Annotated in this window: 22 protein-coding genes; 17 read left to right on the forward strand and 5 right to left on the reverse strand. The window is 43.4% G+C overall.

Annotated features, from left to right (window positions below):
• Positions 1–86 precede the first annotated feature (86 nt).
• A complete protein-coding gene (locus tag MHH46_RS08070; protein WP_076126274.1) occupies positions 87–1,046 on the forward strand; it encodes a family 43 glycosylhydrolase in 960 nt (319 codons plus the stop codon).
• Between the two features lie 334 nt (positions 1,047–1,380).
• Here MHH46_RS08070 and MHH46_RS08075 read toward each other — a convergent pair whose 3' ends face one another.
• Entirely contained in the window at positions 1,381–2,193 is an 813-nt protein-coding gene (locus MHH46_RS08075; RefSeq protein ID WP_076126276.1) for an ABC transporter permease subunit, read from the reverse strand.
• Complete coding sequence (locus tag MHH46_RS08080) at positions 2,193–3,077, reverse strand: ABC transporter ATP-binding protein (RefSeq protein ID WP_076192885.1); 885 nt, start codon at positions 3,075–3,077, stop codon at positions 2,193–2,195. The genes MHH46_RS08075 and MHH46_RS08080 overlap by 1 nt, the downstream gene beginning before the upstream one ends.
• A 166-nt stretch (positions 3,078–3,243) precedes the next feature.
• On the opposite strand from MHH46_RS08080, the gene MHH46_RS08085 reads away from it, so the two are divergent.
• Entirely contained in the window at positions 3,244–3,837 is a 594-nt protein-coding gene (locus MHH46_RS08085) for a TetR/AcrR family transcriptional regulator (RefSeq protein ID WP_076126280.1), read from the forward strand.
• 37 nt (positions 3,838–3,874) lie between these two features.
• Here MHH46_RS08085 and MHH46_RS08090 read toward each other — a convergent pair whose 3' ends face one another.
• Positions 3,875–5,371: an amidase gene (locus MHH46_RS08090; protein ID WP_076192882.1), complete on the reverse strand. Its 1,497-nt coding sequence runs from the start codon at positions 5,369–5,371 to the stop codon at positions 3,875–3,877.
• Positions 5,372–5,519: 148 nt separating this feature from the next.
• Here MHH46_RS08090 and MHH46_RS08095 point away from each other — a divergent pair, with 148 nt between their 5' ends.
• On the forward strand, positions 5,520–5,987 hold the full coding sequence (locus MHH46_RS08095; protein WP_076126284.1) for a MarR family winged helix-turn-helix transcriptional regulator: 468 nt from the start codon (positions 5,520–5,522) through the stop codon (positions 5,985–5,987).
• A gap of 73 nt (positions 5,988–6,060) precedes the next feature.
• Here MHH46_RS08095 and MHH46_RS08100 read toward each other — a convergent pair whose 3' ends face one another.
• Complete coding sequence (locus tag MHH46_RS08100) at positions 6,061–7,656, reverse strand: MDR family MFS transporter (RefSeq protein ID WP_248547701.1); 1,596 nt, start codon at positions 7,654–7,656, stop codon at positions 6,061–6,063.
• A 253-nt stretch (positions 7,657–7,909) separates the two neighbouring features.
• Here MHH46_RS08100 and MHH46_RS08105 point away from each other — a divergent pair, with 253 nt between their 5' ends.
• From MHH46_RS08105 to MHH46_RS08125, 5 genes are all read left to right on the forward strand, one after another.
• Positions 7,910–8,431, forward strand: a complete 522-nt coding sequence (locus tag MHH46_RS08105; protein WP_076134039.1) for a MarR family winged helix-turn-helix transcriptional regulator — start codon at positions 7,910–7,912, stop codon at positions 8,429–8,431.
• 69 nt (positions 8,432–8,500) lie between these two features.
• Positions 8,501–9,247 (forward strand): metallophosphoesterase family protein, encoded by a 747-nt coding sequence (locus tag MHH46_RS08110; protein WP_305953954.1) that lies wholly within the window; start codon positions 8,501–8,503, stop codon positions 9,245–9,247.
• An 80-nt stretch (positions 9,248–9,327) separates the two neighbouring features.
• Positions 9,328–10,365, forward strand: a complete 1,038-nt coding sequence (locus MHH46_RS08115; RefSeq protein ID WP_076126290.1) for a helix-turn-helix domain-containing protein — start codon at positions 9,328–9,330, stop codon at positions 10,363–10,365.
• A gap of 3 nt (positions 10,366–10,368) precedes the next feature.
• Positions 10,369–11,631 carry an FAD-dependent oxidoreductase gene (locus MHH46_RS08120; RefSeq protein WP_076184718.1) on the forward strand — a complete coding sequence of 421 codons (1,263 nt, stop codon included), beginning with the start codon at positions 10,369–10,371 and terminating at the stop codon, positions 11,629–11,631.
• Positions 11,632–11,925: 294 nt separating this feature from the next.
• On the forward strand, positions 11,926–12,843 hold the full coding sequence (locus tag MHH46_RS08125; protein WP_076192878.1) for a DUF5692 family protein: 918 nt from the start codon (positions 11,926–11,928) through the stop codon (positions 12,841–12,843).
• A gap of 83 nt (positions 12,844–12,926) precedes the next feature.
• Here MHH46_RS08125 and MHH46_RS08130 read toward each other — a convergent pair whose 3' ends face one another.
• The gene (locus MHH46_RS08130; protein ID WP_405132587.1) at positions 12,927–13,820 is read right to left on the reverse strand and encodes a CPBP family intramembrane glutamic endopeptidase; all 894 of its coding nucleotides are present in this window, start codon (positions 13,818–13,820) and stop codon (positions 12,927–12,929) included.
• Positions 13,821–14,307: 487 nt separating this feature from the next.
• Here MHH46_RS08130 and alaS point away from each other — a divergent pair, with 487 nt between their 5' ends.
• The 9 genes from alaS (at position 14,308) to MHH46_RS08175 (ending at position 24,718) form a co-directional block, all read left to right on the forward strand.
• On the forward strand, positions 14,308–16,941 hold the full coding sequence (alaS, locus tag MHH46_RS08135; protein ID WP_076126297.1) for an alanine--tRNA ligase: 2,634 nt from the start codon (positions 14,308–14,310) through the stop codon (positions 16,939–16,941).
• 314 nt (positions 16,942–17,255) lie between these two features.
• On the forward strand, positions 17,256–17,531 hold the full coding sequence (locus MHH46_RS08140; RefSeq protein ID WP_036675601.1) for an IreB family regulatory phosphoprotein: 276 nt from the start codon (positions 17,256–17,258) through the stop codon (positions 17,529–17,531).
• Positions 17,528–17,947: a Holliday junction resolvase RuvX gene (gene ruvX / locus MHH46_RS08145; RefSeq protein ID WP_036675598.1), complete on the forward strand. Its 420-nt coding sequence runs from the start codon at positions 17,528–17,530 to the stop codon at positions 17,945–17,947. The genes MHH46_RS08140 and ruvX overlap by 4 nt, the downstream gene beginning before the upstream one ends.
• A 13-nt stretch (positions 17,948–17,960) precedes the next feature.
• Entirely contained in the window at positions 17,961–18,269 is a 309-nt protein-coding gene (locus MHH46_RS08150; RefSeq protein WP_038569507.1) for a DUF1292 domain-containing protein, read from the forward strand.
• Positions 18,262–18,570 carry a DUF1292 domain-containing protein gene (locus tag MHH46_RS08155; protein WP_076104918.1) on the forward strand — a complete coding sequence of 103 codons (309 nt, stop codon included), beginning with the start codon at positions 18,262–18,264 and terminating at the stop codon, positions 18,568–18,570. Before MHH46_RS08150 ends, MHH46_RS08155 begins: the two co-directional genes overlap by 8 nt.
• Positions 18,571–18,742: 172 nt before the next feature.
• Positions 18,743–19,792 carry an endolytic transglycosylase MltG gene (gene mltG / locus MHH46_RS08160; RefSeq protein WP_256717210.1) on the forward strand — a complete coding sequence of 350 codons (1,050 nt, stop codon included), beginning with the start codon at positions 18,743–18,745 and terminating at the stop codon, positions 19,790–19,792.
• 56 nt (positions 19,793–19,848) lie between these two features.
• The gene (locus MHH46_RS08165; RefSeq protein ID WP_076126299.1) at positions 19,849–20,781 is read left to right on the forward strand and encodes a peptidase U32 family protein; all 933 of its coding nucleotides are present in this window, start codon (positions 19,849–19,851) and stop codon (positions 20,779–20,781) included.
• Between the two features lie 99 nt (positions 20,782–20,880).
• Positions 20,881–22,212, forward strand: a complete 1,332-nt coding sequence (locus MHH46_RS08170; protein ID WP_036675585.1) for a U32 family peptidase — start codon at positions 20,881–20,883, stop codon at positions 22,210–22,212.
• Positions 22,213–22,531: 319 nt separating this feature from the next.
• Complete coding sequence (locus MHH46_RS08175; protein ID WP_248547696.1) at positions 22,532–24,718, forward strand: methyl-accepting chemotaxis protein; 2,187 nt, start codon at positions 22,532–22,534, stop codon at positions 24,716–24,718.
• Positions 24,719–24,835: the final 117 nt, after the last annotated feature.

Consider the following 24,835-nt stretch of genomic DNA (forward strand, 5'->3'; position numbering starts at 1 on the left):
TCAATACACCTTGACTTCTTATAAGGAAGGGTGTGTTTTGGTGACCTGCAAATATAAAAAAAGAGATAAATATAGGAGTTGTCATTGTGAGAGAATTTAATGTGAAAAATCCACTAGTTGAGCAACGAGCAGATCCTTGGATCTATAAACATACTGACGGGTACTACTATTTCATAGCTTCAGTTCCGGAGTTCGATAGAATTGAGCTTCGCCGTTCTGAATCTATTCAAGGATTGGCTGAGGCTGATGGAAAGACCATTTGGGTTAAGCATGAAACGGGTTTGATGAGTGCTAATATTTGGGCGCCAGAGATTCATTATATTGATGGAAAATGGTACGTGTATTATGCAGCTGCACATACCTCTGATACGAAAGATGGTTTATTTGATCATCGCATGTTTGCACTAGAAAACTCATCCGCAAATCCTTTAGAGGGTGAATGGGTGGAAAAGGGTCAAATAAAAACAAAATGGGAATCTTTTGCCTTGGATGCAACAACTTTTGAGCATAAAGGAGTTAGATATTACGTTTGGGCACAAAAAGATCCTGCTATCCCTGGCAATTCAAATATTTATATTTCCGAAATGGAGAACCCTTGGACACTAAAAGGCGAGCAGGTGTGCATCACCACTCCTGAATACGATTGGGAAAAAATCGGATTTTTGGTGAATGAAGGCGCAGCAATCCTTAAGCGTAATGGACGCATTTTCATGACTTTCTCAGCTAGTGCAACAGATCACAACTATTGTATGGGATTGTTGACTGCTGATGAGAATAGTGATTTGATGGATCCAAAATCATGGGTCAAGACACCTGAACCTGTGTTTACGACTTCTGAGGAAAACGGCCAATATGGTCCGGGACATAATAGCTTCACTGTCTCTGAGGATGGCACACAGGATATCCTTGTTTTCCATGCTAGAAGCTATAAGGAAATTGTCGGTGATCCGCTTTACGATCCGAATCGTCACGCACGTGTGCAAGTAATCCAGTGGAATGAAGACGGAACGCCAAACTTTGGTGTACCTAGACCGGATACGAAATAAAAAGGGATTTGTCGCATAAAACAACAGAGCAATGATTCTCCCAGAGGTGGAGAAACACTGCTCTGTTGTTTTTTATAAGAGTCATAGTTATAACCCTCCTGAGGCTTAAGGACTCAGCTGACGCTATTTGCAAATTTTTGGACATTTGAGCAAGGTTGCGGACCCCAGTGCAGCTATTCCTTTAGAAAAGGTTCATTTTTGCTGTTCTTCAAGCCAATAACGACTTTAGGGTCCGTTAGGTACACAAATTTGTGATAAAGTTGCATTTAAGGTCAACGGTGTCCGATAGTTGCTTCGGGAACGCGTAAAAGCAAGATGATCAAATGAGGTACTCTTATAATGGAAGATCCCGTCTTCTGAACAGCTCTACTCCCAAGGAAAAGGTGAACACTCCGATCAACAGCAGCCAACTGGAGACCTGAATAATCTCCACGTTGCCCTGAACGATTTCCCCGGGTTGATAGAAGGAGAATAAGGTTAGGAAACGCAGTCCTTCCAGTTTGTCGCTTATTTTACCGAGTAGATCCAGAGTGAAAAATCCGAAGGCGATGGCGCCGGAAATTCCGAGCGCTTTTTTCTCGTCATTACATACAGAGGACACGAGAAAGGTAAGGCCGCCTACCGCAAAAAATAATAAAAACGCCACGGTATTCAGCTGAGCGAAGCGACCACTGTTAAAGTCATATTCACTGCCAAGGAACCATGCTTTACCTAATAATCCGGCGAGGGTGGTTACACCCATAATTAAGAGTAATGCTGTAGTGAGAACAAGTGCCTGCGTGGTAGCGACTTTTCTCCGTGTAGTTGGGGCTATGAGCAGATAAGCCATGGCGCCGCGATCCACGAGTCGAGCCATAAGCTGCGTTGACATTTGCACACAAACTATGGAAAGAATCAGAACTAGTATAAGTCCATAATATTCTCCGGAGATAAAAGCTTCAGCACTGGTAAATCCGCTATTTAATCCAAAGGCTTTACCCACACCCTCTGGCATCGCCTTAATAAGGTCATCAATTGCTTGTGTGCTCCCCGCAATCCCAGGATAAAGCCAGATCATAAACAGAATATAGAAGGCAGAACCAAAGGCGTAATTCAATATTCCTTTCAGGTTCACTCGCATCATTTCCTTATAGAGCGGAAGATTCATTACACTACCCCCTCGCGGTCATAATAGTCCATGAAGATGTCCTCCAGATTCTGCGTGAATACGTCGATGCTGCGGACATTGTATTTTCCAGTTTCCCGGATGAATCGGTCATAATTGCCCTGCACAGCTATGCGGACCCTATTTCCCTCGTGAGCTTCCACTTGTAGGCCGGAGGCGGCAAAATTCACTGCATCTTCACTATTCGCAAAAATGACCTCAAACAGCTTCCGTTGCATCGATTGCAGTTCATGAATATTTTTCACGGTGATAATCCGTCCGTCTTTGATAATTGCGGCGCGGTCACAGGTGCGTTCAATTTCTTGAAAGCTGTGTGAGGACATGAGAAAGGTGGTTCCGGCTGATTTTTCCTCCAGTACCAGATCAATAAATACCTTTTGCATGAGCGGGTCGAGACCCGAGGTAGGTTCATCCAGAATAATAACGTCAGGACTGTGCATAAAAGCAGCGACGATTCCGACCTTTTGCTTCATTCCCTTTGACATTTTTCGGATCGGAGTGGTGGCATCAAATTGCAAACGTTCAATCAGCTGCTCGCGTTTGGTAGTATTTTTGATTCCCTGCATGGCTGAGATAAATTTAAGGAAAGAAAGACCCGTCATCCCATCAAAAAAGTTGATTTCACCGGGTAAGTAGCCAATATGCTTCTGGACTGTCCCTTGTGCCTTCCATACATCAAGCCCATGGATACTCGCATGCCCTTGATCTGGTTTCATAAAACCCATGATATGCCGTATGGTCGTCGATTTACCCGCACCGTTAGGACCCAGAAATCCAAAAACCTCGCCTTTATTTACGGTAAATGTTACATCTTCGATTCCTTTGCCATTCGAAAATCGTTTAGTTAAGCCTTCTACTACCAGCATGCTGCCACCCCCGCCGTAAAAATAATGAACTATTATGAATCAAATATTTCATATGTTATATTATTCCTAGTGGTTAATGAAGTCAATAAAATTATGAAATAATTGAAATCGAATATTTCATTAAATTTGAATATGCTTACTTAATAACGAAGTTAGGGTGGAAGCTATGAATGGATTTGAGAAGAGAGCAGCACAGATTAAACTCAAAATTATGAAAACTACCATGGAGATGCTCAAGAACTGGGAACCGAAACGTCTACGGATCGCTGATATTGCGAAAGAAGCAGGGGTCTCTCAGGTGACGATTTATAATTATTTTGGCAGTAAGGAAGCGCTGCTTAGTGAGTCTTTTAAGGACTTTGTTCAGAAGGAAATTCAGGAGTTTGAAGATTACATTTATCAAGAGCATTCTCTAAAGGAGATTATTGGTTACATTCTAACCATGGAGAGGGAAACTTACAGCGGCTTATCTCCCGCAACTGTGAAGGAGCTTATGGTTGAGGATCAAGAAATGTTCCATTATATTGAGGAACGATATGCGAATGACATTTTGCCGGTGCTGGTGAAGATGGTCGAAGATGGGAAAGCGCGGGGAGAAATCTCAAATAAAGTATCCACCAAAGGGATACTTTCACTAATGGGGATGTATATGCGTAATGCAGGTGAACTTCTAGACGAAGCTAGCAAACAGGAAGATATGGATGCCTTCATCGAGGAAGCCATCCATATTTTCTTCTATGGCATTTGCGGGAAAGAGTAAGGGGAGCTTGAGCTGCGAGAGCATCACCCTTAATTGATCAGGTGAACAGCGGATTTCCAGTCATGCCGACCCAAAGAGCGGATTGTTCAAGCTGGGCAGCAAGCTGAAGCAATAAATCTTCACGGCCTTTGTTCGCCATGACTTGAACGCCTAGCGGCAGGCCATTTGCTGACTTATGGACGGGCACACTCATTGCAGGCTGGCCTGTCAGATTTGCGAGCTGGGTGAACGGTGTATAGGTTAGGCTTGGCTCAAACATCTCGTAAATTAAGCGGCTCTGTTCTTCTTTTGGCAATTCGTTTACGTGCAGCAGCTTTGCTATCTCTGCAGGTTTATGCGTTAATTCACCAATTTTGGGAGCAGAGTTTGCATTCGTAGGTGTTATATATAAGTCGTAATGATTAAACAGTTCCGCCATTTGGGCGGCTGCAACGTCCCATTCATCCAGACTATGTACGAATTCGGCCGCTGAAACATTTTTTCCGGTCTCACCAAGGACCCACGTAATGATATCGACATCGTAAGCAGTTATGGAACGTCCCATATTTCTCTCCAGGGAGACGAACATCGCTGCTACCTCTCCGGCATTCATCGTATAGTAGTTCTCCATCAGTCTTGTGCCATTCACAGGACTTTCTATTTCTTCAACCGCATGTCCTTCAGCTTCGAGCCATTTCACGGTTTTGAGAACAGCATTTACGGCCTCTTCAGAGACAGGCGTACCTACTGGGGAAGCCGTTGTAAATCCAATTCGTAGTTTACGTTGCGTAGGCTTAAACAGATCATCCAGATATACGCCCGGGTATAACGGAGTCTGGAAGGCGGCTTCCGGCTGCACAACCTGCAGCAGATCTAACATAGCAGCGCTATCGCGAACGGACCGGGTTAAGGCAAAATCAATAGAAGCCCCTTGCCATTGACGGCCGACTCCGGGTCCTACTGGTGTGCGCCCGCGCGTGGGTTTAAGTCCGAATAGGCCTGTGAATGAGGCGGGAATACGGATGGAGCCACCACCATCACTGGCTCCCGCTACTGGAACGATACCAGAAGCTACAGCCGCCGCGGCTCCGCCACTTGAACCTCCAGGAGAATATTCGAGATTCCAAGGATTACGAGCAGGGCCGTGGAGGACATTCTCTGTAATGTTTTTTAAGCCGAACTCGGGTGTATTCGTATGGCCAAGTGGAATAAAGCCGGCTTTCCTAATTCGTGCAACATAATTTGAATCCCACCGTGCGACATTGTTCTTCATCAGCATAGCCCCACAAGTGATGGGCTCGCCAGCGATAGATTGGGAAATATCTTTTAATAGAAACGGAACGCCAGCAAACGGCCGAGTGTTATCCTGAACAGGCATCTCGTCGGCTTCTCTAAGAGCAGCTTCACGACGGGTGCGCACCACCGCATTTATGACCGGATTGACCTCATCTAACCGAGCAAAGGCGGCTTCGACCAGCTCACCAGGTGAAATTTCACGTGCTTTGACAAGTGAAGCAAGTCCTAGAGCGTCATAGGTAGAGTAAGAAAAGGACAAATTAGATACCCACTTTCAATTTAGGATGATTATTATATTATACATCCCATTAGTTATTTTTTGAAAATGGGTAATCTGACATCTATCAATTCTTTTTTACGTCATATTAGGCTATACTTAGTGTTAAATGATTTTATGGGGTGTACTGATGAACGAAGAGAAATATCAGAATGTGGATGGATTAATGGAGGCTTTCCAACAATTCGCTAGAATGAATTGGCGTAAAACCACGATTTGGGGCTTGAAGCCAAGTGAGGTCCGGATGTTGGTTTCTTTAAAGCTTGGTAAAGAACGGGAAGGGAAGAAGGGACAGACGGTTTCGGAAATTAGCAAGTTTCTGAAAGTCACCTCTCCTACGGTTACCCAAATGCTCAATAGTCTGATTGCACAAGGATATGTGGTGCGTACTTCTGATGCACAGGATCGCCGAGTTAGCGAGATCACGCTTACGGAAAAAGGGGAGCATCTGGCTGAGATGGCTGTAACGAAATCCCGGAATACCTTTAAAGGTATGATTGATTACATGGGCAAAGAACAGACGGATACGTTAATGGAGCTGTTAAACGGAGTCTATGTTTACTTCGAAGAATTGAACGATCAACCAAACGAATCCTAGCCCTTCTTAAAAAAAAGAGATGCCGCACAGCCTAAGCTGTTTACGGACATCTCTAATGTAAGGTTATTTGTGATTAATGTGCAGCAGGCACAGATTTTTCGAGTTTTTTACTCCCGTTTTTATCCTCTGCGTGTGTCTCCATTTTTTTCTCTCCACTACGTAATGGAATCTCTTTAAGGAACAGAACGAGCAGTGCTGCGATAACTAACAGCGCCGTACCACTTAAGAACACAACTGTCAGGGAATCGCTTAGTGCGTTCCGCAGCATCTCAATCAATTGATTGAAGAGCGGCTGGATTTGCTCTGGCAGTGTTGCATGCAATTCTTTAAGCTTAGGCTGATCTAGCAGCATTTGAGGATTCATAAAGGCAGAAAGCTGTTTAGCGGATTCAGGATCAAGTTTGGATAAATCCGGACCTTTGCCAGAGGACACCGCTGCCTCTAATTTTTTCGTTAATGAGGAGTTCATAATGGTACCCATGATGGCAATACCTATGGTTCCACCTAAATTACGGAATAAAGTATTTGTAGCAGTAGCAACACCTAGCATTGAAGGCGCTACAGCATTTTGTACGGTTAGAGTAAATACAGGCATTGATAGTCCTAACCCAACCCCGAAGATAATCATGCTGACTACAGCCGTAGCAATGTTACTCATAAAGGCCATTAATATCATGGCTACAACCATGAATGGCATCCCCATTAGAGCATAACGTTTATATTTTCCTGTTTTGGAGATCCATCTTCCCACTAAAGTACTTAGTACAATCATAGTAAGTGACATTGGCATATTGATGAAACCAGATTTAGTTGGGGAGACGCCCTCTACCCCTTGCACGAAGAAAGGCAGGTAGATCATTGCGCCCATCATACCGGCATTCATCAGGAAGCCGACAATCATTGAGATGGATACGATGGAATTTTTAAATAAGGATAATGGCAATACTGGGCTTTTAGCTTTACGTTCAATCAGAATCAGGATAATCAGACCCAGAATGGAAGCCCCAAACAAGCCGAGAATCTCCGGAGAACCCCAGTCATATTTTGTTCCTGCCCATGAAAAGCCGAGCAAGAGCGCAACAATGGTCAGGGAAAGGAAAATGGAGCCTAAGTAGTCGATGGACTCAGATGTAGAACGCGTGGTTTTAGGGAACATTTTCAAAATCATAAAGAAGGCCACGATCCCGAAAGGTAAGAAGATCCAGAAGATCCATTTCCAAGCCATGTGATCTACCATGAATCCGCCAAGGGTAGGACCAATTACACTGGAGAAACCAAATATCGCCATCATAATTCCAGTCCACTTGGCTCTCTCTCTTGGAGCGAACAAATCACCTACAGCGGTTACGGTAGCCGACATTAGAATCCCGCCGCCTAGACCTTGAATCCCGCGATAAGTGATCATTTGAAAAATGTTGGTCGACAATCCGGATAGGAAAGCACCTATAATAAAAATGACAATCCCTGATAACAGGAAGGGCTTTCTTCCGTAAATATCGGATAACTTACCGACAAGTACGGTAGCGATGGTTGAGGTGAGCATATAGATGGTAATTACCCAGGTATAATGTTCAATACCTCCAAGCATCGCAATAATTCGGGGCATTGCTGTGCCCACAATCGTCTGGTTGATTGCTGCGAAAAACATAGCCGCCATTAAAGCAATCATAATTGTAACTTTCTTTTTCTGAGTGAGATGCTCCAGAGCAGTTCCTCTCCTTTAACTTCTATATATTGTAGTTTGGGAATTCATGTCGTAATAATTAGGTAGCCAAACTATCATTTATGTATAATACACAAATTCATCAATTAGCACAACAGGTTAATTATTAAATTTTAATTTAAAGAGAATTTGAATTTGACTTGATTTTTTGGGAATAGGTAAGTAATCTAATTAGATTGAGGTATATTGGAGGTGCCCTATGGATACCCATGACAATCAAGAGCAGAAGCTGATCATAGCCCTTGAAAATATAAAGCGTCTGACTGCTCGCCCCTACTCGATTGATGTAGTATCGTATAGAGAGTTTGTTATGATGTACGTCATTCACACTGTTATGAAGCAAAAGAAAGCGGCTGAAGGTGACAAACAGCACCGGGGAGTTATGATTTCTAAATTAAGTGACCTGCTCCAGATAAGTAGACCTACTGCCACGCAAATGGCAAATACGTTGGAGGAAAAAGGTTACGTAGTGCGTACAACATCCGATACAGATCGTCGGGTCGTATATATCTGTCTGAGTGAGCTTGGAGAGCAGATTTATAGCAGGCAGATGGCATCCTATTCCGGCATTTTGAGTGAAATCACACAAAAGGTCGGTAAGGAAGAGATCGACCAGCTGATCTTTTTGTGCGATCGTTTTCAAGAAGCGGTGCATGAGGTCAGAAGCCGTCATTTTTTTCCACAGTCGGATGAGGAGCCATTAGTTATAGATTCAGTATAGAAAGCCCAACATCAAAAGATATTCCTGCAGACCTGCGGGAACATCTTTTTTTGCATCTTAGAGCAAGGAGTGATTATCATCAGAATATTAGCAATTAGTGACATTCACGGAAGTTATGTAGAATTCAATGCCCTATTATCAAAAGTGAATTATCGCCCGGCGGAGGATAAGCTTATTTTAATGGGAGATTATGTGGATAGAGGTCTGGACAGTAAAGGAATTGTGGAGCAAGTGATGACTCTGCAGCAAGAATGTGGAGCGATAGTTCTCAAAGGAAATCACGATAAAATGGCTTGCGATGCGCTCACCAGCGAAGATGATAAATTGGATACCCATTGGCTAACTAACGGCGGATTTCATACACTGATGAGTTATTGCGAGGCGGGCTACGAAGGTTTGCAGAAGGATTTTGGCTGGAAGGATTATATGCAGCTAAAAGAAAAAATTAGGCGGGACTATAGACATCATATAGACTTTCTGAGCACATTGCCGCTTTATCATGAGACGGAAGAACATATTTTTGTTCATGCAGGCATTAATCCATTAATAGAGGATTGGAAGCAGCAAGACCCTTATGATTTTATCTGGATTAGAGAACCCTTTTATAAGAATCCGGTAGTTAGCACTAACAAAACGGTTGTTTTCGGTCATACTTCGACGATGGATCTGCATGATTCAGAAGAAATCTGGTTTAGTCCACTGGGAGATAAAATTGGCATAGATGGCGGCTGTGCATATGGCCAACGACTAAATTGCTTGGAGATTTCCGCAGGGAAATACATAACGCATTTTGTTCGGAATGGTGAGACGCTTTGAGCGTTCTCCCATTTTTTTTAGAATAGTAATGAATTAAACGTTAACTATGTATAAAATAAAGATAGGAGGGGTGCAAATAGGTGAATGCGAACAACAAATATCATATCCTCATGCAAGGGGCCATCAGCAAGAATGTGAGCGAAACCTGTAAGGAGTTTGGCATTTCCCGGACGATCTATTATAAGTGGTCTAAAGCTTATCAACAACATGGAATGGATGGACTTGGGGAGAAGAAAAGAAAGCCGGTAATGCCTAATAAAGTAGATAAGAGAACGGAAAGATTGATCTTGGAGTACGTCGCCAGATTTCCTGAGGATGGGCCTAAACGCATCTTTTATGAACTGCAAGATGAAGGTATGCAAATCGGGGAATCGGGTATTTATAATGTACTACGTCGAAACGGACTAAATAAACGAATAGAACGTGAAGCTTACGCCAATCAAATCAAAGCAAAGAAGAGGAACGGCGCACAATCCACTCACACTAAAGGATTTAAAGAGAAACGGAAAATACTAGATTATAAGATGAAGAATCCGATAAATGCTCATCCCGGGTATATGTGTCAGCAGAGTATTAGCTATTTGGGAGTTTTCCCGAGGGTCGGAAAGGTATATCAATATGTAATTTATGATGCCTACTCCAGACTAGGTCTAGTTAAGCTATACAATCGGAAATCTACCATTCATTTTATAGATTTTATGCATCTGAAAGTTCTCCCATTGATGAAGACATTAGATTTTCATATCGATAATCTGGTTACGAACAAAAGCCGTGAATTCATTACGAACTGGGACAGAGGAAAACATAAATATAGTGAATTTTTACATAAGAACAATATTAATCAAGTCGCTATAACGGTAGACCAAACAGAGATATTTCAGCCCTTGCAGCAATTTGCGGCGGTGTTGACCAAAGAATTCTACCAGCAGGCTTGGGTAGATGATACGATAGATTCCTTTGAAATTTTAGAAAAGCGCTTACATGAATACTTGAGAACCTACAACTTCAACAGGCAAATTACAGACGGACCTAATCAAGGTAAAATACCATCGGATGTCGCACTTGCCTATACGGGACAACGAGAAACTTTGCCATTATGGTTATTTACAAGGAGATAACGGATGATGACAAACACAAAGAATAAAGACCGAATTGGAATCATCGGTGCAGGGATTTCTGGGGTTACGGCTGCTTATGAATTAGCGAAAAAAGGATATACCAACATTACCCTCATGGAGAAGTCGGATAGAGTAGGAGGAAAGTGTCATTCTATTGAGTACAAAGGAAAAAGTTATGAAATGGGGACGCTAATCGGCCTGCCTACCTATAAACATACGATGGATTTTATGAGAGATTTTGATCTTATGGATAGGGGACCATTGTTAGAACGTGGATTTTTTGATAATAATGGGAGAAAAACTTCACAAATTCCCATGGAGCAGATAGAGGCGTTTACACAAGAATTCAAACGATTACCGGATATTCTAAAACGCTATGAGTCTCTCCAAGAACCGGGTTTTCTCCACTTACCGCCAGATTTATGTCAGCCATTTTCGCAGTGGTGTGTAGAGAATAAGCTGTCTGTCCTTGAGCAGGTCTACATGCATTATTTTAATACTTTTGGATTCGGTGGTATCCATAATGTGCCCGCTGCATATGTGCTGAAATTTCTAAGCTATGATAATCTGTTGTCGTTTATTGAAATTACTCATATGATAACCTGGCCTAAGGGTGTTACTGAGCTGATTAGACGAATGGCCGACCAAGTAAACGATCTACGCCTGACTTGTGAAGTGCTTTTTATGGAGCAAGAACAAGATGGGCAGGTTCGAGTAGAGACGAGTCAGGACATCTTTTATTTTGACAAGGTCATTTATACAGCAGCTTTAGAGCAAATGGGCGATACAGTTAGCCTGTCAAGTGAGGACAAAACTTTATTAGCGAATATAACCTATGAATGGTTTAGGGTATATGCGTATAGAGTGAAGGGGTTGCCGGAGCTTTCTGGCTATATCCCCCGGAATATGTACCCTGAACGTAAAGGGCATATGATGGCATGGTACTATCGGTGGGCAGATATGGGAACTACGGATCTAGTTACGGTTTATGTAGCAGAGAATGAAGCTATGACTGATCTGGAAATGCGAGAGACGGTAGAAAATAAACTTCGCGAGCTGGGCGGAGAGAGCATTCGACTATATATGATGAAGCGTTGGAGGCATTTCCCACATGTGGATTCTAATGCGCTACATGAGGGATTTTATGAACGGGTTGATCAGATGCAGGGGAAAAACAATATCTATTTAGCTGGAGAAATCATGAACTTCCCTACACTTGAGAATTGTATTATATACGCGAAACACTTGGTTGAACGATTCTTTTGAATAACATTAATGAGGAACCTTGTCCACAAAGAAATTTGTCGACAAGGTTTTTTTACATTCAAGTTAGGTTTGCAGTATATAGTTCTATAGACATGTATTCTAATAGATTTCTCAGAAGAAAGGTAGAAAGTTTGGCGAATTCTAGTGCTAGGGTTGTGTAAACTCAACTTGAAATGAAACTAAAAAAACACTGATAAATCAACGTTTTAAGCGATTTGATCGTTTAAAGAGGGATGGGCTATATTGGACCTGAGACACAGATTACATACACCAACCTACAAGGAGGAGTAAAACATGTTTTTATTCGAATCGATTCCCTGGTACTCTGCGCTAATGTGGTTAGTAGTACTAGCAGGATTAATGTTTGTAAATGAAATCGCACGGAAGAGCAAGTGGTTCTCAATCATTCTTTTTATAGTTGTCCCTATTGTTCTTACCATAGCGGTTTGGCCAAATACGGCAGGAGAAGGTTCCAGTACTGGAACATGGTTTCACTGGGTAAAAGTATATTCTGCTTTGGCAGGATGTATAGGGTTTATGGCTATCCGTTATGTTAAAGGATGGGACAAAAATAAATATATATTAATGTTCCCGGCTATTATCCTTGCAGTTAACATTCTTGAAGCAGTTATTCGTGATTTCCAAGTGTACAGCTTGCAAGGTATGGTGGATGGCGTAATGATGGTAGGTGGTCCTTGGAACATTATGAACGGGATCGCAGGTATTCTGAACATTATTACGATTTCTGGTTGGATGGGTATTGTGATCAGTAAAGATAAGAGTAAAGATATGTTGTGGCCTGACCAGCTTTGGTTCTGGATCATTGCTTATGACATTTGGAACTTTGCCTATGTATATAATGCAGTTTCTGACCATTCCTTCTATGCAGGTGCAGCATTGTTGATCTCTTGTACCATCCCGGCGTTCTTCTTTAAAAAAGGGGCATGGCTGCAGCATCGTGCACAGACTTTGGCGATTTGGATGATGTTTACGATGTCGTTCCCGGCGTTTGTTGGCGAGTCAAAGTTCTCTGTACAATCCTCTCATAGTGAAACCGCTCTGTGGATAGTAAGTGCATTATCTTTAGCTGCTAATATTGCAGTGTTTGGTTATCATTTCTATAAAATCATCAAGCATAAACGCAATCCGCTTAAAGCGGAAGTTTATACGGATTTAGCTGCTTATAAAGCTATTGCAGAGGGTGCGAATTAATAGAGACATTATAGTAATAGTGATAGAAGTTCCTCCTGCTTAAAGGGGGAACTTCTTTTTGTGAATAATTAAAGTTCTAATTATCAGAGCCCCATATCCGCCCGTTGCTGCGCACGAAATGTTTTCCTTTTTATACAAAGCAAAAGACAAGTCAGTAATAAGACACATAATAAAGTTGCCGTATATGTGAAATTGCTGTTCCAAAACACTATCTGAATATTCATTAATGAGTGAACGCCGATCACGAAAACTAAATTTCGGGTTAAGATATAGAGTAGAGCGAATATAATTCCTAGAATTAGAAGCATGATAAAATCATAAACAAACTCCATTCCAACTAATCTTGAGTAAATCCGGTTTGGGATATGTATGGCGGCAAAGATCGATTGTGAAATTAGCATTGCAGAGATCATCCGTGTAGTTTTGTTGTTGATTTTTTTTAAGCATAGATAGATTTGAACGAGCAGGAAGCCGCGAAATAAGATTTCTTCCAATAAAGCATTTCCGAAGATTTGACCTAGAATTTCACCGAAAACTAAATTTGAATGGCTGAAGATAGCATTGTTAAGTGTTAGCTCTGAGTGATTCAGGTGTACCATACACAAATCTACTATATTTATAGCGAGCCAAAACAGAAAGGTACCCAGCAGTCCGGCTCTTAATTTTTCTATTTTTAACCCAAAATCCCGGGGCGAAACTTTAGCTATCAGAATCAAAAAAATAATTACTTCTAAGAGAAGCCCAACTAGATTGGCGGCTAACGTTTCATTGATCCAGTGGTTTGTGTTTTTGGCAATAAAACTTAAATATCCATGCTCAAAAAGGATGAGATTAACCGTAAGAGTACAGATAATATGAATAAAAATGAGGCTCGCTATAAAAAGGTAGTGTGTAGGCTTTGCTTCAAAAATCGATGATGGATTGAACTCCTTGGCGTGAAGCATCGACGGCAGTCCTTCCAATACAAAATATTCCAAATTAACCTTAGATTTCACTATATCCTTTTTGAGGCCAAGTTTACTGTTACAAAAATCATGTGTTATTCTTCACATTCGCCCATCCCCAGATTGACAGAAGCAAGGGCACTGGCTATACTTGAAATGTTAAAATGCAAATCGGACAAATCGTTGATGAAAATGAAGTACACCGGAGGATGGCTTGATCAGAGAAAAGGTTCCTTTACGAAACGTTTCGTAATGGCTGTGAGAACCTTGAAGACAGGCCGGTGGAAAGCTAATTTCGGAGTGTGAGATCAATGCTCACCGGGGGCGCCCGTTATCAGCCGCGACAAGGCGATCGTCTGCAATTGTCCCATTAGTGGGGTCAAGGCGATAACCAGGGTGGTACCGCGATATTAATCGTCCCTGAATTATTCAGGGGCGTTTTTTTGTTTTTATTTTTTAGGTATTTTGTAATTTCCGGTGTAAATGCCGAAGTAAAAAGATGAGACGGGAGCTGTAAATGATGAAAGCAAGTGAAATTCGTTCCAAATGGCTTAAATTTTTTGAAAGTAAAGGTCACAAGATTGAACCAAGTGCGTCCCTCGTTCCTCACAACGATCCTTCGCTTCTGTGGATTAATGCGGGTATGGCACCTTTGAAAGTGTACTTCGATGGCCGGGAGGTTCCAGAAAATCCGCGCCTGACTAACTCACAAAAATGTATTCGTACCAATGATATCGAGAATGTGGGTAAGACACGCCGTCACCATACATTTTTCGAGATGCTGGGTAACTTCTCCATCGGCGATTATTTCAAAGAAGAAGCTATCACATGGGCTTGGGAGTTCCTAACCGGCAAAGAGTGGATCGGCTTTGACCCGGAACGTATTTCCGTAACGGTGTACGCAGAGGATGAAGAGGCATTTAAGCTGTGGAATGAAAAGGTTGGCCTGCCTGCTGAACGCATCATTAAGCTGGGCGACGATAATTTCTGGGATATTGGCGAAGGCCCATGCGGTCCTTGCTCGGAAATCTTTTATGACCGTGGTGAAGCTTACGGCAGTGATATGAGCGATCCGGAAATGTATCCAGGTGGAGAAAATGAACGCTGGTTAGAAGTATGGAACCTGGTGTTCTCACAATTCAACCATAACAAGGATGGCAGCTATACGCCGCTTCCGAATAAAAACATTGATACAGGGGCTGGCTTGGAGCGTTTTGCATCCATTCTACAGGATGTAGATTCCAACTTCGACACTGATTTGTTCCAACCTATTATTCAAAAGACAGCACAGCTCGCGGGTGTAACTTATAAAGATAACGTTGAGCAGGATATCGCGCTTAAAGTAATCGCTGACCATGTGCGTACCGTTACTTTTGCGGTCGGGGATGGAGTACTTCCTTCTAATGAAGGACGCGGTTATATTATCCGCCGTTTGCTTCGCCGTGCTGTTCGGTACGGAAAGACCTTGGGTCTGGATCGTCCATTCCTGTATGAGCTGACTGAAACCGTTGGCGAAATTATGGGTGTCTACTATCCATCCGTTGTGGACAACCGCGAATATATCGCAAAGATTATTCGTACTGAAGAAGAACGTTTCCACGAAACATTGTCTGACGGATTGGCTATTTTGGGTGAGATCAGTGCTAAAGCAAAAGCAGAGGGTCTCAGCAATATTGCTGGAGCCGATGCATTTAAGTTATATGATACTTATGGGTTCCCATTTGACCTGACCGAAGATTTCGCAGCGGAGCAAGGTTTAACTGTAGACCGAGAAGGTTTTGATGCGGCTATGCAGGAGCAACGGGACCGTGCGAGAGCTGCACGTCATGATGGCGGCAGCATGAAGATCCAGGGAGGCGCACTAGCAGACCTGACGGTTAAAAGTGAATTTGTTGGATATAATGACTCGGTAACAGAGTCGAAAATCCTGGCTATTGTTGTGGGTGATGAATTGGTAGATGTCGCCGGTGAAGGCGCAGAATGCCAAGTTATTCTTGATACAACACCGTTCTATGCTGAGAGCGGCGGACAAGTAAGTGACACGGGTGTGCTTACTGGGGGTTCAGTTACAGCTAAGGTAAAAGGACTCTTTAAAGCTCCACACGGCCAACACGTACATTTGGTAACTGTGGAAGCGGGAGAATTGAAAGTGGGCGAATCCGTTCGCGCGGAAGTGGATCGTGCGGAGCGTGAAGATATCGTGAAGAACCACACAGCTACCCATTTATTGCACAAAGCGCTTAAAGAAGTTCTTGGCGGGCATGTTAATCAAGCGGGATCTTTAGTGGAAGGTGCTCGTTTGCGGTTTGACTTCTCCCATTTTGGAGCGATTACTCCAGAAGAATTGAGCGATATCGAACATCGCGTAAATGCACAAATCTGGCGCGGTCTAGATGTAGTGATTGAGAACAAGCCGATTGATGAAGCTAAAGCAATGGGAGCAATGGCACTCTTTGGTGAAAAATACGGTAATATCGTCCGTGTCGTTCAAGTGGGTGATTACAGCCTTGAGCTTTGCGGTGGTTGTCATGTATCCAACACGTCGCAAATCGGAATTTTCAAGCTGCTTAGCGAAAGTGGCATTGGTTCCGGAGTGCGCCGCATCGAAGCGGTTACCGGACGTTACGCTTACCAGTTCACTGAAAGTCAGCTAGATTTGCTCAAACAATCAGCAGGCCTTCTTAAGTCTTCTCTGAATGACGTTCCGAAACGGATCGAAGCGCTGCATAACCAGGTGCGTGAGCTTTCGCGTGAGAATGAGTCCTTGCAATCCAAGCTGAGTGCTACTTTTGCTGCTGAACTAACAAGCAGTGTGAAGACAGTTGGCGCAGGTACGCAGCTCCTGGCTGTTGCTGTTCAAGCAGGCAATATGGATGCTTTGCGTTCCACAGCGGATGAATTGAAATCCAAGCTTCCGGATGCAGTGCTTGTATTAGGTGCGGCGATGGATGATAAGGTGAACTTTGTAGTATCTGTACCGCAAGACCTGGTGAAGAAAGGTTTCCACGCTGGTAAACTCGTTAAAGAAATTGCAGCGGTTTGCGGCGGTGGTGGCGGTGGGCGTCCAGATATGGCGCAAGCCGGTGGTAAAGATGCTTCTAAGCTAAACGAAGCATTGGCAAAGGCTGAAGAATTGGTAGCTTCCTTAGCCTAAGTTAAAATTACGAAACCATTTCTCTAACTAAACGTATTACGAGAAAACATAGCGGTACTGAGAGTTTGATATCAGTACCGCTACTCTTTATTAGCAGGATGTTAGATATTCATGAATAATTGTGCTTGACAATAGCTTAAAAGCCAAAAATATCATAATTTTTGTAGAGAAAATGCCAAAAAAAGCGTTAATAACGGGCAGGATTTCCTCGTTGGGGCATGAATATGTTATGATAAAGGAAGCAAGCGAGCTGCACAGTAGCAACTTTGCGAAGCCGTCCCAAAAGGCGATTTTGCAGAAGGAAGGTGTCACAAATGGACTCCATGGACAAAACGGTCAAATTCAATGTGAAGGGCGACGAAAAGGAAGCTTCTCCCCAGGAAATATTGCTAGCAGTATACGATGCACTGGTGGAGAAAGAGTATCATCCGATCAATCAGATCGTAGGGTATCTTCTTTCCGGAGATCCGGCTTACATTCCGCGCCATAACAATGCGAGAAGTTTGGTCCGGAGAAAAGAACGTGATGAGCTGATTGAAGAGCTGGTTAGATTCTATCTCGTCAATCACAGGGTGGACAATCCGAAATGAAGAAGAAGTTAGGTTTAGATTACGGCGACCGTAGAATCGGTGTAGCCACAAGTGATGTTTTTGGCTGGACGGCACAAGCTCTTGAAACGATTGAGCGCCGAGGTACGGGTAATGAGTTCGAACGCATTCGTGAACTTGTTGCAGAGCACGAAATTGGAGAGATTGTAGTTGGTCTACCGAAGAATATGAACGGCTCAGTAGGACCCCGGGGCGAAATCTGTATAGAGTTCGCTGATAAGCTACGGGAAGAGTTAGAAATGCCCGTACACCTTTGGGATGAGCGTCTGACGACGGTATCCGCAGAGCGGGTGCTGATTGAAGGGGACGTCAGCCGGAAGAAACGCAAGGGGATTGTGGATAAAATGGCTGCAGCCCTGATTTTGCAAAATTTTTTGGATGCTAACAGTAAAAGGTGAGGGGTGCGAGGATATGACAAACGAACAGATTGGCCAAGAGGAAGAACCGGAAATTATCTATATTCCCGATGAGGAAGGTAATGAAGAGGAATTCGAGGTCATTATGAAGTTTGAGGTTGATGGCTCGGACGCTAAGTATATGATGGTGGTTCCGCTAGACTCCGAGGACGAGGAAACCGATGAGGTATACGCGTTCCGTTATGTGGAAGAAGGCGACGATCTTCAATTGTTCATGATCGATAATGACGAGGAGTGGGCGATTGTCGAAGAGACTTTCAACACACTGGTCGACGAGTTGGACGGAGGATCGGAGAATGACTGAGATATCCGCTGATCAAGCGGTATGGACTTCACGGCTTAAAGAAGCCTACGGAGAAACTGTAGAACTGGAAGATGAGCAAGGCAAATCTTCCATTTACGATATTATCGCCGAATTTGAAGTCGGTGATCGCGGATATGCAGTGCTGAAAGGCTCTGGCAAAGACGTGGAGTATGAAATCCTGCGTATCGTTGTCTCTTCTGACGGACTTCCGGAATTGGAGAGCATTATGGACGATGAAGAGTGGGAAGACATCTCTGAGCTATACGATGAGATGACTTTTCCAGCAGATGGCGCTGAATAAAACTTAAACATGTACGTTACATTTATGATGGGCACGGAAGAGGGCGGAGAATTCCGCGCTCTTTTTGCTTGAAATGCGAGCAATATCCTATATACATCAATCTAAGGAAATATATATTGAATTTTAGGCAATACACTTTTATACTTTATAGTCGGAAAGTGAGGAACCAGACTTGAAATCCGCAATCCGTACTGTGTTAATCATTATTCTTTTGCTGGTAGCAGCAGGAGGTGGGGGCGCATGGTACATTTGGAACGGGATGCAGCCGGTAGAGCCTGCAGGTCCTGCTGTAACATTTACGATAGAGAAGGGCATGGGAAGTGCGGAGATTGCTGATCTGCTTGAGCAAAATGGCATTATCCGTAAGAGTCTTTTTTTTAAGGGATATTTGAAATGGACTAAAGAAGGCTCTAGCTTCAAAGCAGGTACTTATATCGCTAAGCCCGGTGACAGCTATGATGAACTCATTGCAAGATTAAATGCAGGTGATGTAGTTAAGGAAGAAACTGTGGTCTTTACTATCCCCGAAGGATATAATGCTGAGCAGATCGCTAAGAAGCTCGCTGAAGCCTGGAATCAGGATGCAGCTACTTTTCTTGAAATTATGGATACTGGTGCAGGTTTGAAGGGGATTGATATTCTGGGTATCCCGCAGGATAAGAATCTACGCCACCGTCTTGAAGGATATTTATTCCCCGAAACCTATGAACTGGCCAAAGATAGCACGCCCCAGGAAGTTGTAGAAGCGCTTTTGGATCAGTTCCAGAAGAAGCTCGATACGATTCCTAACTGGCAGCAAAAGCTAGAAACGCGTGGATTGTCTCTGCATGAACTGTTGACCGTAGCTTCGCTGGTTGAGCGGGAAGTTGTGGTGGATAGTGAACGTCCGCTTGTGGCTGGTGTTATTTATAACCGCCTAAAGAAAGAGCAGAAGCTGGAGATCGACGCTACCGTTCAATATTTACTCAATAAGCAGAAGGAAAGACTTTTGTATAAAGATTTGGAAGTTGATAGTCCATATAATACGTATAAGAATATTGGACTTCCTCCGGGACCTATTAGTAATCCGGGGCTGGAGTCCATTCAAGCGGCACTCGAACCAGAAGCTTCTGAATATTACTTCTATGTGACCAAAAAAGATGGTACACAGGGCCATTTATTTGCTAAGACCTACAAGGAACATTTAGCCAATATCGAAAAAAGTAAGCAAGAATCGAAATAAACTATTAAAATGAAGAGTGGTGCGGTTGAAATAACTGTACAAGTAGGAGGTACAACATGACTAACAAACCGGAATTGCTGGTGACGGCAGCGTCCTTGGAGGAAGCTGCTGCTCTGCTGGATGCCGGAGCAGATGCGTTGCTCATTGGGGATGACCGTTTCGGGATGCGGCTTGCTGGACATTTCTCTCTGGAGGATACAGCGACTGTCGTAGAAATGGCACATTCGCGAGGCTGCAAAGTGTATGCAAGCTTGGGTGGGCTGATGTCCAACCGTCTGCTGGATGAGCTTCCTGCCTATGTGAAGGCTTTAGGTGAGCTTGGCATTGATGGTGTTGAATTCGGGGATCCAGCAGTGTTAACCACTGTGAAGAAAGAAGCGCCAGCAATGAAGCTGCACTGGAATGCGGAAATGACTTCCACCAACTATGCGACAGCGAATTATTGGGGACGCAAGGGGGCTTCTCGCGTTGTGCTGGCCCGTGAGCTGAATATGGATGAAATGACGGAAATGGTTCCGCTTTTGGAGATTGAGGCACAGGTGCAGGTTCATGGAATGACCAATATATACCATTCCAAGCGGAAGCTTGTTGAAAGCTATATGTCACATCAAGGCCGTCCTAGTGATGGAGGAAGTCTCGGGAAGGAACGCGGACTATTTCTGATTGAGGAAGAACGAGATGACCAGAAATTCCCGATTTATGAAGACGAGAACGGCACTCATATTATGAGCTCGGATGATATTTGTATTTTGGAGGATCTGCATATTCTGATGGCTGCAGGTATACACAGCCTTAAGATTGAGGGACTCTTGAAATCGATAGCGTATAATGTAACGGTTGTGAAGACTTATCGTAAAGCTATAGATCTTTATGCGGCTGATCCGGAAGGTTATGCCTTCAATGAGGAATGGATGGATGTAATCAGAACGGTGCAGGACCCTGAACGGGAGTTAAGCTTCGGATTTTTCTATAAAGAGCAAGTATATTAAGTTTGATAAAAATAAAGAGGTTATAGGTCCCCACGAAGATTAGGTACAGCATTTATAGCATGTGACTTAGCTTTGTGGGCGATGGAGGGGAGAACAGGAATGGGAACCATGACAAAGCCGCAATATAAGGGCAAACGTTACCGTCTGGACAAACCGGAGCTCCTCGCTCCGGCTGGTAATTTGGAAAAATTGAAGTTCGCAGTACACTATGGTGCGGATGCTGTTTATATCGGAGGACAACAATACGGCTTGCGTTCCGGCGCAGATAATTTCAGCTTCGAGGAAATGCGCGAAGGTGTTGAATTCGCCAAGAAATATGGCGCTAAGGTATTTGTTGCAACAAACATTTATGCTCACAATGAAGATGTCGCGGGAATTGAAGAATACCTGCGTAACTTATATGAAGCTGGGATTGCTGCTATTATCGTAGCTGATCCAATCATTGTAGATACAGCACGCCGGTTAGTGCCTGGTCTTGAAGTGCATTTGAGTACACAGCAGTCTACGTTGAACTGGCAAGCGGTGTCCTTCTGGAAGGAAGAGGGGCTTCCGCGTGTTGTTTTGGGCCGTGAGACAAGCCTGGAAGAGATCGCTGAGATTAAAAAACATGTCGACATTGAAATCGAAAGCTTCATCCATGGTGCAATGTGTTCCTCGTATTCGGGCCGTTGTGTATTGTCCAACCATTTCACCGACCGTGATTCCAATCGCGGGGGCTGTTGCCAGTCTTGCCGCTGGAAATATGATTTGTTTGAGGATGCACGTCCGGAAGGGACTTGGGTGTCTGAGGAAGAGCAGGCTGAAGCGAAATCTCCAGCTCCTTTGCTTCCAGGTGTAACTCAGATTCCACTGCATCAGCAAGGAGATAATCCCTTCTCCATGGGCTCTAAGGATTTGTGTATGCTGGAAAGTATACCTGAACTGATTGAAGTGGGTATCGACAGCTTCAAGATCGAAGGACGAATGAAGTCAATCCACTATGTGGCTACTGTCGTTAATGCATATCGTAAAGCCATTGATGCTTATATGGCAGATCCGGAAGGGTATGAATTGAAGCAGGAATGGCTGGATGAGCTTAATAAAGCCGCTAACCGTCCGCTAAACACAGGATTCTTCTATGATACTCCGGATCATGAAGATCATATCTATGAGCCTGAAGAAAAAGCAGCTCCGTATGATTTTGCCGGACTTGTAATTGAATACGATGCTGAAAGTGGTACGGCACTAGTTCAACAGCGCAATCACTTTAAGCCAGGTCAGGAAGTAGAATTCTTTGGACCTAACGATACGTTCTTCAAGCAAACGGTTGGCGAAATATGGGATGAGAAAGGCAATTCGCTTGATGCCGCCCGTCATCCACTGCAACCTATTCGCATGAAGGTAGATCAACCGGTTGCATACTTTGATATGATGCGTAAGAAGAAGTTTTAATAAAAAACAGGGAAGCCTTTGGTCATCCAAGAGCCTCCCTGTTTTTCTTTTTGACAAAGCAAACAATAAGTTATATATATTAGGGATTAACAAATATCTCCAAGAGAGGAGGTGCAGCAAGCTATTTATTATGTTTAAACATACATAGGTTAAAAGTTGTAAAAAAAGTCTCGTAAAGCTAAGGAAAAAGACCTAATACGCCGATATATATATTGGTTAACGCTTTCATGCGTATTCTAATATTAGCGGGTAGGTGATCAAGATGGGGGATCCTGATCAAGATAGTATTAGTGAAAAGCATAATGAGAGAAGGTTTAGCATGAATAAAAAGAATAAGAAATCGGCGATCACAGGAAACAAGGAAACAAGCAAGATTGAAGGGGCAGTTAAGACACCTAAGTTTAATTTGAAGAATGGGATAGATTTGCGGGGACAGATCAAAAGAGTTAATCCTATGGAATCTGTTGGCGTGAAGATATTCCTGATATTTTTGTGTGCAATTGTAATTGTGGTAATGGCACTTGGACTGCTATCTTATTCAAAAGCCAAGAAGACAATTAAGAACAACGTATCGGAAGCCTACCGTCAGACTATTATTCAGACCTCAGAGAAGTTAGATATTACTTTGAAACAGTACGAGAACTTGGCTTTACAGCTTTATTTTGATGCGCAGATGCAAGAAGATTTGAAGTCTTTAGTGACTGCACAATCTTCCTATGAGAAATTTGAAGCTACAAGCGCAGTAAGTAAAAAGTTATCCAGTCAGATTACAACGGATTCTAATATTCTTAGTGTTTCTTTGATCCCGGAGTCGCCTGATCAAGATATTGTTACAAGTGGCAGTGGCGGCATTAAGTTAGATAACATAAGAGAACAAGAATGGTATAAGAAGATTGTCGACAACACTGCATCTTATGAATCCTACTATTCTAAAGGTGATGGTGATGCAGCCAAGAACATATGGTTCTCGACAGCTGTTCAAGGTGATGGAGACAAAAATATTGCTATGGCAAGATCTCTCAAAACCCTGGGCTCAGGTACAGGATACATAGTCATCCTTGTGTTGAAGAATACATTGCTGGAGGAATCATTCGCAAGTGTACAGCTGGGAGATGGCTCTCGAATTCAACTTGTCACTCCTGATGGAACCGTAGTAGCTTCTTCGGATTCAAAAGACGATGGTAAACCTTCAGAGTTCGCTTTTATTCAGGCAAGTAAAAAGGATAACAAAAGTTTGGATGAGAAGGATACAAACGGGAAAGAGATCCTTGCCGTCTTTAATCCAATGATCCGGGCGGATTGGAAGTTGGCAGGGGTAGTCCCAACAGATGAGCTAGTAAAAGAAGCACGTCCGATTCTGTTGACTACTTTTATTGCGGCTGCTGGTGCGGCTCTGCTAGCCATAGTAATCGGGATCTGGATGGTGCGTATGATTGCTCGCCCTCTAGCACGCTTGAAGGATCTTATGGTACAAGGTGCAGGTGGTGATCTAAGTGTACGTACAGAATATGTTTCTAAAGATGAAATTGGCCAGCTATCAGCTTCCTTTAACGTGATGATGGAGCGTATTACTGAGCTTGTATCGCAAACGACAGAAACCGCTCGGGATGTGCTGGAGACCGCTGGTGAGCTTGGTGAAGCCTCACGGAAGACAGCTATTTCTGCGAAGGAAATCGCAGCCGCTACGGAAGAAATTGCCGGTGGGGCAGGCAGTCTGGCGCTTGAAGCTGAACGAGGTAATGAGCTAACAGATGTGATTGCTACGCAAATGCAGACTGTAATATATGCCAACACTGAGATGGATGAAGCAGCACGTGGGGTTGGTGAAGCTAGTGCTCAAGGCGCTAAGCAATTAACTGACCTGCTGGATCAGACTAGCCGCACTGGAGAAAAAACAAGTGCACTTGTCGAACGTGTCAACCACCTGAAGGAGACAGTATTCTCCGTAATTAAGGTGTTGGATGTGATGAAGAGTATCACGCAACAGACGAATATCTTATCGTTAAATGCAACAATAGAAGCCGCTCGTGCAGGAGAAGCTGGTAAGGGCTTCATGGTAGTTGCGGGTGAAGTGCGGCAGCTTGCTGACCAATCGAAACAATCTATTGCCCTTGTTGCTGGAATTACGGATAAGATCATGGCGGAAATGAACGAAACGGAAGCTGTATTATCCGAAGTAGCACCACTGTTTAAAGAACAAGTAAGCTCCGTGAAGAGTACAAGTGATATCTTCCTGTCCGTAAAAGGACAGATGGATGAATTCATAACAAGCCTGGAATCGGTGACGACAGCGATCAGCAGTCTGAATCATTCGCAAGGTGTGTTGTCAGAGGCTATGGGGAACGTTAGCGCCGTAGCTGAGCAATCTTCAGCAACTTCCCAAGAAGTAGCTTCACTCAGTAATGAACAGCAAAATGTAAGTGATCAACTCGTTTCATTATCTGGCAAGCTGGAAAGTGCTTCAGGTCAATTGAAGGACAAGCTGTCATTATTCACTATAAAATGAGTGGATTCATCACTAATTTCTAAATTGTTTACCTAACAAAACCGCTTCTTCAACATGAAGAGGCGGTTTGTTGTTGTGTAATGAAGAACTACACCGTATAATAACTTTGTTAGGTAT

The sequence above is a fragment of the Paenibacillus sp. FSL H8-0175 genome, from assembly GCF_045040615.1.
GTDB classification, from domain to species: domain Bacteria; phylum Bacillota; class Bacilli; order Paenibacillales; family Paenibacillaceae; genus Paenibacillus_AQ; species Paenibacillus_AQ odorifer.